The 14758-nt window shown below is 70.9% G+C and carries 15 protein-coding genes; 8 read left to right on the plus strand and 7 right to left on the minus strand.

Going from position 1 to position 14758, the window contains the following annotated elements; genetic code table 11:
- Nucleotides 1-5: 5 nt before the first annotated feature.
- The 7 genes from DBP14_RS08220 (at nt 6) to DBP14_RS08250 (ending at nt 6770) form a co-directional block, all read left to right on the plus strand.
- Complete coding sequence (locus DBP14_RS08220; protein ID WP_003973453.1) at nt 6-419, plus strand: roadblock/LC7 domain-containing protein; 414 nt, start codon at nt 6-8, stop codon at nt 417-419.
- A 111-nt stretch (nt 420-530) separates the two neighbouring features.
- The gene (locus tag DBP14_RS08225; RefSeq protein ID WP_129306364.1) at nt 531-932 is read left to right on the plus strand and encodes a DUF742 domain-containing protein; all 402 of its coding nucleotides are present in this window, start codon (nt 531-533) and stop codon (nt 930-932) included.
- On the plus strand, nt 913-1488 hold the full coding sequence (locus DBP14_RS08230; protein ID WP_067004841.1) for an ATP/GTP-binding protein: 576 nt from the start codon (nt 913-915) through the stop codon (nt 1486-1488). Before DBP14_RS08225 ends, DBP14_RS08230 begins: the two co-directional genes overlap by 20 nt.
- 380 nt (nt 1489-1868) lie before the next feature.
- Nucleotides 1869-5117, plus strand: coding sequence for a nitrate- and nitrite sensing domain-containing protein (locus tag DBP14_RS08235; RefSeq protein WP_206739228.1), 3249 nt, complete (start codon nt 1869-1871; stop codon nt 5115-5117).
- A gap of 10 nt (nt 5118-5127) precedes the next feature.
- A complete protein-coding gene (locus DBP14_RS08240) occupies nt 5128-5541 on the plus strand; it encodes a roadblock/LC7 domain-containing protein (RefSeq protein WP_004983065.1) in 414 nt (137 codons plus the stop codon).
- A gap of 94 nt (nt 5542-5635) precedes the next feature.
- Complete coding sequence (locus DBP14_RS08245) at nt 5636-6199, plus strand: DUF742 domain-containing protein (protein ID WP_129306366.1); 564 nt, start codon at nt 5636-5638, stop codon at nt 6197-6199.
- Nucleotides 6180-6770 (plus strand): ATP/GTP-binding protein, encoded by a 591-nt coding sequence (locus DBP14_RS08250; protein WP_129306367.1) that lies wholly within the window; start codon nt 6180-6182, stop codon nt 6768-6770. The genes DBP14_RS08245 and DBP14_RS08250 overlap by 20 nt, the downstream gene beginning before the upstream one ends.
- A 200-nt stretch (nt 6771-6970) precedes the next feature.
- Here the strand turns inward: DBP14_RS08250 and DBP14_RS08255 are convergent, their stop codons facing one another.
- From DBP14_RS08255 to DBP14_RS08270, 4 genes are all read right to left on the minus strand, one after another.
- Complete coding sequence (locus tag DBP14_RS08255) at nt 6971-7153, minus strand: acyl-CoA carboxylase subunit epsilon (RefSeq protein ID WP_129306368.1); 183 nt, start codon at nt 7151-7153, stop codon at nt 6971-6973.
- Nucleotides 7154-7177: 24 nt separating this feature from the next.
- Nucleotides 7178-8785 carry an acyl-CoA carboxylase subunit beta gene (locus DBP14_RS08260; protein WP_129306369.1) on the minus strand — a complete coding sequence of 536 codons (1608 nt, stop codon included), beginning with the start codon at nt 8783-8785 and terminating at the stop codon, nt 7178-7180.
- Nucleotides 8786-8939: 154 nt separating this feature from the next.
- A complete protein-coding gene (locus DBP14_RS08265; protein WP_164992277.1) occupies nt 8940-11285 on the minus strand; it encodes a polysaccharide lyase 8 family protein in 2346 nt (781 codons plus the stop codon).
- 5 nt (nt 11286-11290) lie between these two features.
- Entirely contained in the window at nt 11291-11788 is a 498-nt protein-coding gene (locus tag DBP14_RS08270; RefSeq protein WP_129306370.1) for a hypothetical protein, read from the minus strand.
- Nucleotides 11789-12004: 216 nt separating this feature from the next.
- Between DBP14_RS08270 and DBP14_RS08275 the strand changes: the two genes are divergently transcribed.
- The gene (locus DBP14_RS08275) at nt 12005-12544 is read left to right on the plus strand and encodes a YceI family protein (protein ID WP_129306371.1); all 540 of its coding nucleotides are present in this window, start codon (nt 12005-12007) and stop codon (nt 12542-12544) included.
- Nucleotides 12545-12604: 60 nt separating this feature from the next.
- On the opposite strand, the gene DBP14_RS08280 is transcribed toward DBP14_RS08275, so the two are convergent.
- The 3 genes from DBP14_RS08280 to DBP14_RS08290 all read right to left on the minus strand — a co-directional run bounded on the left by DBP14_RS08280 (nt 12605) and on the right by DBP14_RS08290 (nt 14746).
- Nucleotides 12605-13027: an MscL family protein gene (locus DBP14_RS08280; protein ID WP_129306372.1), complete on the minus strand. Its 423-nt coding sequence runs from the start codon at nt 13025-13027 to the stop codon at nt 12605-12607.
- A gap of 10 nt (nt 13028-13037) precedes the next feature.
- Nucleotides 13038-13259 (minus strand): hypothetical protein, encoded by a 222-nt coding sequence (locus DBP14_RS08285; RefSeq protein ID WP_129306373.1) that lies wholly within the window; start codon nt 13257-13259, stop codon nt 13038-13040.
- A gap of 104 nt (nt 13260-13363) precedes the next feature.
- Nucleotides 13364-14746 (minus strand): hypothetical protein, encoded by a 1383-nt coding sequence (locus DBP14_RS08290; RefSeq protein WP_129306374.1) that lies wholly within the window; start codon nt 14744-14746, stop codon nt 13364-13366.
- Nucleotides 14747-14758: the final 12 nt, after the last annotated feature.

Consider the following 14758-nt stretch of genomic DNA (forward strand, 5'->3'; position numbering starts at 1 on the left):
GTCCGATGAGCCAGGCGGCACAGAACCTGAACTGGTTGATCACCAACTTCGTGGACAACACCCCCGGGGTGTCCCACACCGTCGTCGTGTCCGCCGACGGTCTTCTGCTGGCGATGTCCGAAGGATTCCCGCGGGACCGTGCCGACCAGCTGGCGGCCGTCGCGTCCGGGCTCACCTCGCTGACGGCCGGGGCGTCCCGGATCTTCGAGGGCGGCAACGTGGCGCAGACGGTCGTCGAGATGGAGCGCGGGTTCCTCTTCCTGATGTCCGTCTCGGACGGGTCGTCCCTCGCGGTCCTGGCCCACCCTGAGTGCGACATCGGCCTCGTCGGCTATGAGATGGCACTGCTGGTCGACCGCGCGGGTGCGGTACTCACCCCGGACCTGCGCGCCGAACTCCAAGGCAGTCTGCTCCACTGATCGGCCCCGGCACCACCTGTCTCACCAAACCACCGTCCGGCCGCCACAATCCCCCCACCGGCCCCGTCAGACGGCACGACTGACCTAACTGCTGTCCCGCCCGGAGGATTCATGACCCCGCCGCCCACCGCCCATCATGATCCGTACGCGGAGCCGTACGGGGACGAGGGCGACCAGCCGCTGGTACGTCCCTACGCGATGACCGGCGGCCGGACGCGGCCCCGCTATCAGCTCGCCATCGAGGCGCTGATCAGCACCACGGCCGACCCGGCAGCGCTCATGGGCCTGCTCCCGGAGCACCAGCGCATCTGCCACCTGTGCCGGGAGGTCAAGTCGGTCGCGGAGGTCTCCGCGCTGCTGGCCATGCCGCTCGGTGTGGCCCGGATCCTGGTCGCCGACCTCGCCGAGGCCGGCCTGGTCGCCATCCACCAGCCGGGTGGCGACGAGAACAACGGCGGCGCTCCGGACGTGACGCTGCTCGAAAGGGTGCTCAGTGGACTTCGCAAGCTCTGACGCGGGCCGGGCCACCACCTCCGCGAAGATCGTGGTGGCGGGCGGCTTCGGCGTGGGCAAGACCACGTTCGTCGGCGCCGTCTCGGAGATCAACCCGCTGCGCACAGAGGCCGTCATGACGTCCGCGTCGGCCGGCATCGACGACCTCACCCACACCGGCGACAAGACGACCACCACGGTCGCCATGGATTTCGGCCGCATCACCCTCGACCAGGACCTCATCCTCTACCTGTTCGGCACCCCCGGACAGGACCGCTTCTGGTTCATGTGGGACGACCTCGTCCGCGGCGCCATCGGCGCCGTCGTCCTCGTCGACACCCGCCGCCTCGCCGACTGCTTCCCCGCCGTCGACTACTTCGAGAACAGCGGACTCCCCTTCGTGGTGGCGCTGAACGGCTTCGACGGACAGCAGCCGTACCAGCCGGAGGAGGTGCGCGAGGCCCTGCAGATCGGCCCCGACACCCCGATCATCACCACCGACGCCCGCCACCGCGCCGACGCCAAGAGCGCGCTGATCACCCTGGTCGAACACGCCCTCATGGCGCGGCTGCGGTAGCACGCGGAAGCGAGACGCGCTACGGCAGTTGTCGTAACCGCAACGGAGCCGGCTGTGGCTTTTGACACGGTCGGCTCCGGTGTTCATAACGTTTCGGCAGAGGAATCGGGTGGGGTGGCCACCGATCGCGTCCGATCAGTGCCGCTGCGCTCACATCCGGCCCGCCTTTTGCCGGGGCTCGCTCTTTATGACCGTTTTATCTGGGCCCTACAAGAGCGTCGCCCCGGCTCTTCCACTGTTTGGAAGAGCGCTGGATGACGTGCTGGAATGCCTGAACTGCCCAGTAGTCAAAGACGTACTCCTCAGTGGTCTTGGACGAACCGGGCTCTGAGAGACTGCGGCACGACGTAGGTGCCGACCGCCGAGAGGTTGTTGGTCGAGTGAGGCGAAGCAAGAACGGTCCCGAGCCGTCGGCACGGGGCAACTTCACCCCGCCGCCGCGCGCTGCGGCGCCCTCCCCCGTGCCCCGTACGGAGTCCGCGGCCACTCCCCCGCCGAGCGGCGGCCGGTTCTCCCCGCGCAACTGGCGGGTGCCGACCCGGCTGAACGCGATCCTGCTCATACCCGTGCTGGTCGGCCTCGTCATGGGCGGCTTCCAGGTGAAGGGCTCGATCGACACCTGGCAGGAGGCGCGGGACGCCGAGAGCACCGCCCGCCTGGTCCGTGCCGCCCTCACCTACGCCGACGCCCTCGACAACGAGCGCGACGTCAGCGCGGCCCCGCTGCTCCTGCACAAGGACAAGGCGACCGTCACGGCCGCCCGCAAGCAGACGGACGCGGCCGCCGACGCCTTCGACGCCGCCGCGCAGAACATGCCGCACAAGTCGGGCCTGGAGCGCCGGCTGGCGCTGTTCCGCAAGGTCGAGCCCAAGCTGCAGCAGCTCCGCCAGGTCGCGTACACCAGCAAGCTCACCGGTGTGCAGACCGAAGAGGGCTACGTCGACATCAACCACCCCCTGATGGAGTTCGCCAACGAACTCGGTCTGGGCACCGGCAACATCACCTCCTACGGCCGTACCGTCTACGCCATCTCGCTCACCAAGGCCGCGCTGTCCCTGGAACGCTCGATCGGCATGCACATCCTGGTCAAGCCCGGCCCGGACGCCCCGAACCTGGCGACCCAGCGGGTGTCGCTCTCCAGTTACGCGTACCTGGAGCGCATCGCCATCGAGGAGTACAAGGGCGGTGGCACCGCAGCCGACGCGGCCGTGCTGGCCCAGGCGCAGGCGAAGATGAAGAAGGACGGCGCCGCGATGGCGGCGCAGGCCAAGCAGCAGGACCCCAGCTACGTCCCGCCGCCGTCCGACCCGACGAAGATGGTCACCGCGCTGGCCACGCTGCCCGACACTAGCCCGCTCGCCCGGCAGGCGCTCGCCGCCAAGGGCATCACGGCGCAGAACTGGTGGGCGGTCAACACGCTGAAGTACAAGGGCTACCGCCAGATCGAGTCGGATCTCGCCGACAAGGCGGTGAACGAGGCCTCCGGCATCGCCGACGACGCCAAGACCTCCGCGATCACCACCGGCGCGGTCGTCGTCTTCGCCCTGCTGCTCGCGTTCATCCTGGCCGGTGCCGTGGCCCGGCAGATGAGCCGCTCCATGCGCCAGCTGCGCAACGCCGCCTTCGGCATCGCCGAGCAGCGCCTGCCGATGCTGGTCGACCAGCTCTCCCGCACCGACCCCGGCCGGGTCGACACCCGTGTCGAACCCATCCCCATCAACACCAGGGACGAGATCGGCGAGGTCGCCCGGGCCTTCGACCAGGTCCACCGCGAGGCCGTCCGGCTGGCCGCCGAGCAGGCCCTGCTGCGGGGCAACATCAACGCGATCTTCACCAACCTCTCGCGTCGCAACCAGTCGCTGATCGAGGGCCAGCTGACCCTGATCACCGACCTGGAGAACAACGAGGCCGACCCGGACCAGCTGGAGAACCTCTTCCGCCTGGACCACCTGGCCACCCGTATGCGGCGCAACGGCGAGAACCTCCTCGTCCTCGCCGGCGAGGAGCCCGGCCGCCGCTGGGACCAGCCGGTCCCGCTGATCGACGTCGTCCGCGCCGCCTCCTCCGAGGTGGAGCAGTACGAGCGCATCGAGCTGTCCGGCGTCCCCGAGGCCGAGATCCACGGCCGCGCGGTCACCGACCTCGTGCACCTGCTCGCCGAGCTGCTGGAGAACGCCACCACGTTCTCCTCCCCGCAGACCAAGGTCCGCGTCACCGCGACCCGGCTGCCCGACGGCCGCGTCATGATCGAGATCCATGACAAGGGCATCGGCCTGACCGCCGAGGACTTCGCGGACATCAACCACAAGCTGGCCAACCCGCCGACCGTGGACGCCGCGATCTCGCAGCGCATGGGCCTGTTCGTGGTCGGCCGGCTGTCCGACCGGCACGGCATCCGGGTCCAGCTGCGCCCCTCGGGCGAGCAGGCCGGCACGACCTCCCTGGTCATGCTCCCGGACGCGATCACCCACGGTGGCGGCGGCGAGGTCCCGCTGGACCGCGAGGAGTTCACCGTCTCCCAGATCATCCCGGAGCAGCAGTTCCAGGGCGAGAACTTCGGCCGGCAGGAGCCCCTGCGCACCGCCGCCGAGCTGGGCTTCGACGACAGCCGGTACGCGGAGGTCCCCGACGACATCCGTGAGCTGGACCCGGTCGGCCGTTCGCTGATGCGCGAGGAGCGCCGGGCCGCCCTGGAGGCGCAGTCCCAGGACCCGCAGTCCGCTCAGCAGCAGCCGGCGGCCGACGAACAGGTCGGCTACCCGGACCGGTTCGAGGCCCCGCAGGGCTACGACAGCGGCTACGACGTCCCGACGGGATACCCGGAGCAGCCGCAGCAGCCGTACGAGGAGCAGCAGCAGGCCGCGTACCAGGAGTCGTACGAGGAGCAGCCCTACGGCACCTCCTACGACAAGCCCTACGACGAGCAGTACTACGCGCCGAACGCCGGCTACCAGGGCCAGGGCCATGCGGAACCGGCCCAGGAGGAGTCCACGGCCGTCCACGCCGGGGCGTCCGACGGGTTCGGAGCCCAGGAGGAGCCGTCCTACCAGGACGACTGGCCCCAGCAGAACGGCTACCAGAACGGCTACCCGGCCCCGTACGCTCCGGAAGCGGAATCCTCGCAGGCCGCTGACGTGAGCGAGCCGGACCGCGTAGGCTTCGACCGTCCGGGACCGGCCTCTCCCGCCGCCCACGAGCTGACCGACGCCGGGCTGCCGCGCCGCGGCTCCGTCGCGAGCGGTTCCCACGGCGCGAACGGCACGGCACGCGTGCAGCGGGAAACGCCGGCTCCGGCTCCCGCCTCCGGGACCGACGGCGACAGCAGCTGGCGTTCGGCGAACGACGACCGCTGGGAGCAGGCCGCACAGCTCCGGAGGCCCAAGGCAGGCGGGGTCACCGCCTCCGGCCTGCCGCGGCGGGTACCCAAGGCCAACCTGGTCGAGGGCACCGCCGAGAGCACCCCCCAGGGCGGCCCCCAGGTCTCCCGCGCCCCGGAGGACGTCCGGGGCAGGCTGAGCAACCTGCGTCGGGGCGTCCAGCGCGGACGCAACGCAGGCAGTGAAACGAACGGCCAGGCCACTACGAATCAGCACAGTGGTCCTGACAGCACCTACAACCAGGAGCGTTAGTGTGAGCCCGATGAGCCAGGCGGCACAGAACCTGAACTGGTTGATCACCAACTTCGTGGACAACACCCCGGGGGTGTCCCACACGGTGGTGGTCTCCGCCGACGGACTCCTTCTCGCGATGTCCGAAGGGTTCCCCCGGGACCGCGCGGACCAGCTCGCGGCCGTCGCCTCCGGTCTGACGTCACTGACGGCAGGCGCCTCCCGTATCTTCGAGGGCGGCAGCGTGAACCAGACGGTCGTGGAGATGGAGCGGGGATTCCTCTTCATCATGTCCATCTCCGACGGTTCCTCGCTGGCGGTGCTGGCCCATCCCGAGGCGGACATCGGCCTCATCGGGTACGAAATGGCCCTTCTGGTGGACCGTGCGGGCACCGTTCTCACCCCGGATCTGCGCGCGGAGCTCCAGGGGAGCCTTCTCAACTAACAGTCAGACGGTGCGGTTTCGCGTCCCGGGGCCGTAAGGTTTCGGGACGCGGCACCACAGGGACGGGTGCCCGGCGCAGTCGGAGGAGGAGAAAGTGGCAACACCCCCAGGCGGTTCGTCTTCGGGCAACTGGTCGTACGGCCCTGCCCAGGGCCAGGGCGACGGCTCGGCGAACTACGACTTTCCCTCCACCCCGCGCCACCGGCGGCCCTACCTGCCCCAGGGCCCGGGGCCCTCGCCCTACGACCAGCCGCCGGCCCCGCGCATCCAGCCGGTGCAGCCCCAGCGCCGTCCCGAGCCGGCGCCCGCGGCGGCGAACAACCCCCTGGTGCGTCCGTACGCCATGACCGGCGGCCGGACCCGCCCGCGCTACCAGCTCGCCATCGAGGCGCTGGTGCACACCACCGCGCAGCCGCACCAGATGCAGGGCCAGCTGCCCGAGCATCAGCGGATCTGCAACCTCTGCCGGGAAATCAAGTCGGTGGCCGAGATCTCGGCCCTGCTGACGATCCCTCTCGGCGTGGCCAGGATCCTCGTCGCCGACTTGGCGGAGGCGGGCCTGGTCGCCATCCATCAGCCCGGCGGAGACGAGAACGCCGGTGGCCAGCCAGACGTGACACTGCTCGAAAGGGTGCTCAGTGGACTTCGCAAGCTCTAGCGGAGGGCCGGTTTCTCAGAGTCGCTCCACCACCTCCGCGAAGATCGTGGTGGCCGGCGGCTTCGGCGTGGGCAAGACCACGTTCGTCGGCGCCGTCTCGGAGATCAACCCGCTGCGCACAGAGGCCGTCATGACGTCCGCGTCGGCCGGCATCGACGACCTCACCCACACCGGCGACAAGACGACCACCACGGTCGCCATGGACTTCGGCCGCATCACCCTCGACCAGGACCTCATCCTCTACCTGTTCGGCACCCCCGGACAGGACCGCTTCTGGTTCATGTGGGACGACCTCGTCCGCGGCGCCATCGGCGCCGTCGTCCTCGTCGACACCCGCCGCCTCGCCGACTGCTTCCCCGCCGTCGACTACTTCGAGAACAGCGGCCTCCCCTTCGTCATCGCCCTCAACGGCTTCGACGGCAACCAGCCGTACCAGCCCGACGAGGTCCGCGAGGCGCTCCAGATCGGCCCCGACACCCCGATCATCACCACCGACGCCCGCCACCGCGCCGACGCCAAGTCCGCACTGATCACCCTGGTCGAGCACGCGCTGATGGCCCGCCTCCGGTAATCGCCCGTCTGCGGACCGTCGAGACTTCTCGCGCCCACGCGGCGGAGCCGCATGTCGACACAGCCCCGCGCCCCTTCAGGGGCGCGGGGAACTGCGCATATGGGGGTCTGGGGGCTCGCCCCCAGGGACGGGAAGGGTAGGGGCGGCGGGGGCGAGAAAAAAGGGCCCCTCTCCAAGGAGAAGGACCCTTCGTCGCATGCTCAGCGCCAGCTGTGAGGCGCCCGGAACCCCGGCTCACGCTCCAGCCGCCGCCACCCGGCTCGCGGCCGTACCCGCCGCACAGGCTCGGGCGCAGCCGCCGCCCGAGCCAACAACACCGCCGTGATGGCAGCGACTTCCTCGGGCCCGGCCTGGCCCTTCTCGACACGAATGTCAGTGCTCATAGCTCCAGGTCTCCGTGGACGACGTTACTGCGGGGGGTTGCCGTGCTTGCGCGAGGGCAGATCGGCGTGCTTGGAGTGCAGCATCGCCAGCGACTTCACCAGCACCTCACGCGTCTCGGCCGGGTCGATCACGTCGTCGACCAGACCGCGCTCGGCCGCGTAGTACGGGTGCATCAGCTCGGCCTTGTACTCCTTGACCATCTTCTGCCGCATCGCCTCGGGGTCCTCGGCCCCGGCGATCTGCCGCCGGAAGATGACGTTGGCCGCGCCCTCGGCGCCCATCACGGCGATCTCGTTGGTCGGCCACGCGTAGGTCAGGTCGGCGCCGATGGACTGGCTGTCCATCACGATGTACGCGCCGCCGTACGCCTTGCGCAGGATCAGCGAGATCCGCGGAACGGTCGCGTTGCAGTAGGCGTAGAGGAGCTTCGCGCCGTGGCGGATGATCCCACCATGCTCCTGGTCGACGCCGGGCAGGAACCCGGGTACGTCCAAAAGGGTGACGATCGGGATGTTGAAGGCGTCGCACATCTGAACGAAGCGCGCGGCCTTCTCGCTGGCCTCGATGTCGAGGACACCGGCCAGCACCTGCGGCTGGTTGGCGATGATGCCGACGACCTGGCCGTCGAGGCGGGCCAGCGCGCAGATGATGTTCCGCGCCCAGCGCTCGTGGACCTCCAGGTACTCGCCGTCGTCGACGATCTCCTCGACGACCTTGACCATGTCGTACGGCCGGTTGCCGTCGGCCGGGACCAGGTCCAGCAGGGTCCCGGACGGGCGGTCGACGGGGTCGGAGCAGTCCACCCGCGGCGGGTTCTCCCGGTTGTTCTGCGGGAGCAGCGACAGGAGGTAGCGCACCTCGGCGATGCACGTCTCCTCGTCGTCGTACGCGAAGTGGCAGACGCCCGAGGTCTCGGCGTGCACGTCCGCGCCGCCGAGGCCGTTCTGGGAGATCTCCTCGCCGGTGACCGCCTTGACGACGTCCGGGCCGGTGATGAACATCTGGGAGGTCTCGCGGACCATGAACACGAAGTCGGTGAGGGCGGGGCTGTAGGCCGCGCCGCCCGCGCACGGGCCGAGCATCACGCTGATCTGCGGGATGACACCGGACGCCTTCGTGTTGCGCTGGAAGATGCCGCCGTACCCGGCGAGGGCGGAGACGCCCTCCTGGATGCGGGCGCCGGCGCCGTCGTTCAGGGAGACCAGGGGCGCGCCGGCCGCGATGGCCATGTCCATGATCTTGTGGATCTTGGTGGCGTGGGCCTCGCCCAGCGCCCCGCCGAAGATCCGGAAGTCGTGCGCGTACACGAAGACGGTACGGCCCTCGACCGTGCCCCAGCCTGTGATCACACCGTCGGTGTACGGCTTCTTCGCCTCCAGGCCGAACCCGGTCGCCCGGTGCCGGCGCAGCTGCTCGACCTCCTGGAAGGAACCCGGGTCCAGGAGCAGCTCGATGCGCTCCCGGGCCGTCAGCTTGCCCTTGGCGTGCTGGGCCTCGGTCGCCTTCTCGCTGGGGCCCGCCACGGCCTGTGCACGGATCCCGTGCAGCTCGGCGACCCGCCCGCGCGCGTCCGTCGGCTCGTCGCCCGGCTCGCCCGTCGGCTCACCCGTCGTCTCTTCCAAAACGGTCATGTAGTGACCTTACGAAGCGCACCAAGGAAAGGGGGCCGTCGACTCCGTACAGTCTCGGGGCCGTTTTCCTGGTACCCCTGAACAGAACCTTGGCGGCATGCAGCCGTTCCGACTGCTCGGAGGGCTCCGGCGTTGTGGGGGTTCGACAAAGACGTCACCCGAGGGTCACCACGCATTCGTGGGTCGCACATGCCCTCCCCGGAGTGACACGTACCCGCAGACGGCGGCCCGTGGAGAGGACGCGGACGGTGTCGTCGGCCCGGACGACCGAGTGCACGGGGTGGTCCCAGACGATCTCCAGCGGCGTTCCCGTACGGGGTGGCTCGCTCACGCAGAGGGTAGCGGTCCGGCCCCGGCGCCGGACGAGCACGCTCGCGCCCGCCGACGCGGTCAGCGGACCCGCCGTACCGGCCTGCCAGAAGGTGGCGGCGGTCAGCCCGGAGGCGGGGGCGGCGACGGCCTGGGCGGTGGAGTCGTTGGCGAGGACGAGCGGCCAGTGGCGGTCGGCGGCACGCACGGCGACCTCGCGGGGACCGGCGCCGGGCAGGAGGACGTAGACGTAGGCCGCGCCGGACGGGTCCGTGCCGTGGTCGAGCCAGAGGGTCTGCCAGCGCCGGGTGCACCGCTCGGCCGTACTGCCCGTGTTGATGTCGGACCAGGCTCCGGTGCGGTCCTGGCGCAGGGTGTGCAGGGTGCCGCCGTCGCGGACGATCCAGCCGCCGTGGCCCTCCAGGTGGGCCCAGTCCAGGCCCCGTACGAAGGCCTGCTCGCCGGACTCCCCGAGGTTGCGGTTGTCCACGACCGTCTCGACCGGGACGCCGTCCGCGCAGGTGATCCCGGCGCCGAGGCACACGATCGCGTCGTCGAGGAAGAACCAGGACTTGCGGGCGTCCAGGGTGGAGCCGAGCCCCTTCAGGTGCTGGCCGACGGCCGCGCAGGTGCCGTCGGTGGTGCCGCCGACCCACCGGACGTCCGGTTTCGGGGCGCCCCACTCACCGCCGGCCCGGTCGGGCAGCCGCCTGGTCGACACGGTGGTGCCGGGCAGCCGGTACCACTCCACGGTCGGCCAGTACCAGTCGGTGTACTGGTCGCTGGTCCCGCGCGGCCACCAGGAGAGCATGCCGGACCCGGTGTGCCAGCCGCGCGGGTTCTCGCCGTTGCCGCACTCGTAGTGGGCGATGCGGTCGCTCGCCATGGCGAGCGCCGCGGTGAAGCGGGGGCCGCGGTGGACGGCCCGGTCCATGGCCGGGAACAGCCGGTGGCCGAGGGGCTCGGCCGCCGCGGGTACGGCGGACTCGGCGGCGGTGTTCAGCCGGGCCAGGTCGGCCACGTCGAACTGCGGGGCCGTCAGCAGCGGGGTGACGGTGTCCCGTTCGGCCCAGCCCTTGACCAGCCCGTGCCACCGCTCCCGTTCCGCCTCGCTCGCGCCGCCGGCCAGCAGGGCGACGGCGGCGATGAGCGCCTGCCCGTGGTAGTGGTCGCCGCGCATCACGTGCAGGTCGTCGCCGCGCAGGCAACCCCGGCTGATGGCACGGCCGTTGACGCAGTCCATCACCAGCCCGTCGTGGACGAGGGGCGCGTAGGCGTGCTCGACGCTGTCCAGGATGTTCTGCCGGGCCGGGTCGGTGATCTCCCACGGCGATCCGGCGAGCAGGGTGAACAGCCGTCCGAGGCCGTCGAGCAGGACCTGGCCGTAGGTGCCGGAGTAGGCGACCCAGGTGTGCTGGACGAAGGAGCCGTCGGCGTAGAGCCCGTCGCCCTCCGCGACGTGGGGGAAGACCGGTGAGAGGGCGTCGCGGGCGAGGACGGTCTTCTGCGCGGACCGGCCGAGGATGCCGCGCAGGGCGACCGAGCGGCACAGGTCGACGCGGTTGGCGCCGGTGGAGGTGCCGGAGTAGTCGGTCAGCATGGTGTCGGGGACGAAGTGGTCGACGGCCGCGCAGGCGGCGGCGATCCGGGCGTCCCCGAGGTGGTCGTACAGCGCGGCCGTGATGTCCATGAGCAGGCGCGGGCTGCCGATCTGCCATTCCCACCAGTTGCCGTAGCGGGTGGTGGCGGGGTTGTAGACGGTCGCGGAGAGGTGGTCGAGGCCGCGCAGCACGTCGGCCAGCAGACCGGGGTCGCCGGTCGATCCGGTACCGGGCTGGACGTGGGCCTGTGCCATGGTCCACAGGCGGCCGTAGCTGAAGGTGATACCGGAGGGCGGGTCGAAGGGGTGGCCCGGCCAGAGGGAGCCGGCGGCCGGAACCATGCCGGCCCTGTACTCGGCCGCCCGCTGTCCGAGGCCGGCGAGCCGGGAGGCGTACGGCTCCACGGTGGGGTCGTAGCCGGTGCCGAGGGCGATGTCGAGCCAGCGGCGGCGCAGGGTGTCGTAGGCGCCGAGGTCCGGGTCCGTGCCAGGGGTGGGGCCGGTGGCCGCCTCGGCGGCGGTGGGCGCGAGGCCGGCCGCCAGGGCAGCGGCCAGCAGCGCGCGGCGGGTGGGCCGGACGGCGGGGCCCACGGGGCTCAGCAGCCGCCGCAGTTGTAGTAGAGGACGTCCCAGTGGTTGCCCTCGTCGGCGTAGATGTTGCCGGAGCCGGACCGGTACTGCGGGGCGCCGTCGCCGCGCAGGCCGATGTAGCCGAAGTAGTTCCTGATGTAGCCGGTGACGCAGGTGTTCTTGCCGTAGTCGAGTTTGTAGCCGTTCCAGTGGGAGTACGTGCCCGAGGCGTGGCCGACCTCGGTGCCGCCGGTGATGTTCAGGGCGCAGCCGCTGGCCCGCTTCAGGGTCTGGGCGCCCTGGGCGGTGGCGAGGTTGAGCTGCTCGAAGGACGTGCAGGTGGAGTTGTAGCGGTCGGAGCAGCCGCCGGAGGACGACCAGGTGATGCCGACGGTGCGGAACATGCCGGTGGCGGTGGAGTGGCTGATCTTGGTGACGGCGAACGCGTCGGTGGCGGTGCCGAGGACGGCGGCACCTGGGGCGACGACGAGGGCGAGCGCGGTGAGGGCGGAGCGGACCTTCATGGGGGACCTTCCTGCTTCGGCCGTGCTTCCTGTGGGTCGGCTGTGCAGGTGGTGCAGCGAAATGATGCCCGAGGTCTACGCGCGTCCGCCAGAGGCGCGCACGACGACGCCCGGTTCGTACGCGAATACCCCGGCGTTGGATGTTGAAAGTTGAACAGAATGGGTCTATGGTCGAGGTGTCGTGTTCGTTGAACCTTAAACAATCAAGGAGACATCATGAGCACCCTGACCGGCGACTACTCGATCGACCCCGCGCACACCACGATCGGCTTCGTGGTCCGGCACGCGATGGTCACCAACGTCAAGGGCGGGTTCCAGGACTTCTCCGGCTCGCTGCACCTGGACGAGGCGAACCCCGCCGCCTCCACCGCCACGATCGACGTCAAGATGGACAGCATCGACACCGGCAACGCGGACCGGGACGGCCACCTGAAGTCGGCCGACTTCTTCAAGACGGACGAGTTCCCGGTGATGACGTTCCGCTCCACCCGGGCGGAGTCCCTCGGCGGCGACGACTACCGCATCACCGGTGACCTCTCCATCCTCGGCGTGACCAAGCCCGTCACCATCGACCTGGAGTTCAACGGCCTGGCCAAGGACCCCTTCGGCAACGAGCGCGTCGGCTTCGAGGGCAAGGCGGAGATCCTCCGCTCCGAGTGGGGCCTGAGCTGGAACGCGGCACTGGAGACGGGCGGCGTCCTGGTCTCCGACAAGATCAAGCTGCGGTTCGACATCTCGGCGATCCGGAACGCCTGAGCCCGCCCACGCCGGTCGGCCCGCCGTCGTCGGCGGGCCGGGGCCGGGGCCGGGGCCGGGTCAGCTGGGCTGGTCCGTGCCGCAGTGGCGGCACTTGGACGCGGCGGCCGGGAGGTCCTCCGAGAGACACGCCGGACAGACCTTCAGGGGAGCCGGGTCGCCGAAGACCGTGACGCCCCGGCGGGACTGGTAGTGCTTGTACGGCAGCACGATCAGGAAGTACACGACCGCCATGAAGATGATGAAGTAGATCACCGCCGAGATGAACGAGCCGATGTCCAGGTAGGTCGCCTTGTTGCCGGCGTGGCCGAGCTGCCAGCCGAGGCCCACCGATTTGCCGCCCTGGGCGCGGGCGATGAGCGGGTTGATCACGAAGTCGGTGAACGCCTTGATCAGCGTGCTGAAGGCGAGGGCGACGATCAGGCCGACGGCGACGATGACGACGTCGCCGCGCATCAGGAAGTTCTTGAAGCCCCGGAGCACGGCCGGCGCCTCAGTGGGTGCGGTCGTGCAGGTCCGCCAGCGCCACCGCGAGGCGGACGTGCTTGTTGCGGCCCAGGTCGCCCACCGTCTTGATCTTCAGCGCGGCCAGTGCCTCGCCGTGCGCGTCGGTCACGCCCGCGAGCGCGGCCACCGGCGCGTCGAGGATCTCCGTGACGGACATGTTCTCGTACTGCTTGTCCAGCGCCTTGTCGAGGTCGTGGTGAACGGGCATGGGGTGCCTCCGTGGGAGAATTCCTGCCGCTCCACCGTCACCCCGCGATGCCGGACACGCGCTCCGGGCGAGGCAGACGAGGGACCTCGGAAGCCGCCGGGGCCTCAGAAGCCGCCGCCGAAGTCGCCGCCGCCTCCCCCGCCGTCCCCGAAGCCGCCGCCGTCGAAGCCGCCCCCGTCGCCGAAGCCGCCCCCGAAGTCCCCGGGGTCGAAGTCCGAGCCGGACATGTCGCCGCCGTCGTAGCCGCCGCCGAGGTCACCCCCGCCGAAGTCGCCGTACCCGGCGCCGTAGTCGGCCGCGTAGGTCGGGGTGGCCATCATGCCGCCGAGCATCGTGCCGACGAGCAGGCCGGGCAGGATGCCGCCGCCGAAGTAGCCGCCCGCCCAGGGGCCGTAGGCCGGGCCGGCGTCCCAGTAGGGGCGGCGGCCGTGGTCGGTGTCGACCTCGCGGACGACCGGGTCGCGGCCGTCGGCCAGCCGGGTCGCGTCGGCCGCGCAGACCGGGACCTCGCGCGTGGCGCCGGCGGGCGGGGTCCAGGCCGCGTCGGTCACCGACGGGCCGTGCCGGGGGTCGAAGAAGCAGGGCGGCCGGCGCTCCGGGAGGGGCCGGCCCTCGCGGCGGGCGGCCAGCACGGCGAGGCAGAAACGGCCGTCCTCCAGCGCCTCGGTGACCGCGCGGACGTCCTCGGGCCTGCGCGCCTCGGCCATGTACCGCTTGGCGTTCTCGTAGGCGTCCAGCGCCCGCCCGTAGTCGCCGCGCATGGCGTCGTCGGCGCCCGCCTCGGATGGGTTGAAGTCCAGGCGGTCCAGTTCCTCGCCGAACGCGGTGATGTCCTCGTCGACGACCACCCGCAGCCGGTCCAGTGAGGCCCGCTGCTCCGCCTGGTGCCAGCGGCGGTTGCGCCGGACCAGGCCGTAGGCGCCGGCGCCGCACGCCACCACGACCACCCCGGCCGCGATCAGCGCGCCCGTGGGCGTCCCCCCGCCGCTGCCGGAGGAGCCCCAGGACGAGGGGGCGTGGCCGCCCATGTTGGTCAGGGCGCGGTCGGTGAAGTCCGTGAGCTGGGTCTTGGCGCTCTCCCCCTGGACGCTGGTGACGAGGTTCTGCACGGCCGTGCGCGGCAGCACCTGGGCATCGGCGCGGGCGTCGAAGCGGTCGCCGAGGCGGACGGCGTACAGGCCGGTGACGCCGGTCGCGGTGCGCAGGTCGCGGAACAGGTTCTGCGTGGGATAGCCGGCCGGCAGCACCGCCACGAACAGGGGTTTGTCCGCGTCCTTGATGTGCTTGGCGAGGGCATCGGCGTCCGCCTTCGACAGCTGGCCGGAGGCGGACGGATCGACGTACACCGGGCTCTGGCGCAGGGCGCCGGCGATCGTGGAGACGCCGGTGACCGCCCGTGCTCCGGGGGCGAGGGCGGTCATGACGACGAGCGCCAGGGCGGCCAGCAGCAGTGCCGGCAGGCTTCGGGTCCGCGCGACGGCCTTCATCCTTCGACGCTA

Source organism: Streptomyces sp. L2 (assembly GCF_004124325.1).
In the GTDB taxonomy this organism is placed as follows: domain Bacteria; phylum Actinomycetota; class Actinomycetes; order Streptomycetales; family Streptomycetaceae; genus Streptomyces.

Excerpts from the sequence above, each read along its gene's own strand:
- DBP14_RS08255 (WP_129306368.1), bottom strand. The coding sequence starts at position 7,153 with ATGAGCACTGACATTCGTGTCGAGAAGGGCCAGGCCGGGCCCGAGGAA.
- DBP14_RS08290 (WP_129306374.1), bottom strand. The coding sequence starts at position 14,746 with ATGAAGGCCGTCGCGCGGACCCGAAGCCTGCCGGCACTGCTGCTGGCC.
- DBP14_RS08240 (WP_004983065.1), top strand. The coding sequence starts at position 5,128 with ATGAGCCAGGCGGCACAGAACCTGAACTGGTTGATCACCAACTTCGTG.
- DBP14_RS08260 (WP_129306369.1), bottom strand. The coding sequence starts at position 8,785 with ATGACCGTTTTGGAAGAGACGACGGGTGAGCCGACGGGCGAGCCGGGC.
- DBP14_RS08275 (WP_129306371.1), top strand. The coding sequence starts at position 12,005 with ATGAGCACCCTGACCGGCGACTACTCGATCGACCCCGCGCACACCACG.
- DBP14_RS08285 (WP_129306373.1), bottom strand. The coding sequence starts at position 13,259 with ATGCCCGTTCACCACGACCTCGACAAGGCGCTGGACAAGCAGTACGAG.
- DBP14_RS08220 (WP_003973453.1), top strand. The coding sequence starts at position 6 with ATGAGCCAGGCGGCACAGAACCTGAACTGGTTGATCACCAACTTCGTG.
- DBP14_RS08270 (WP_129306370.1), bottom strand. The coding sequence starts at position 11,788 with ATGAAGGTCCGCTCCGCCCTCACCGCGCTCGCCCTCGTCGTCGCCCCA.
- DBP14_RS08225 (WP_129306364.1), top strand. The coding sequence starts at position 531 with ATGACCCCGCCGCCCACCGCCCATCATGATCCGTACGCGGAGCCGTAC.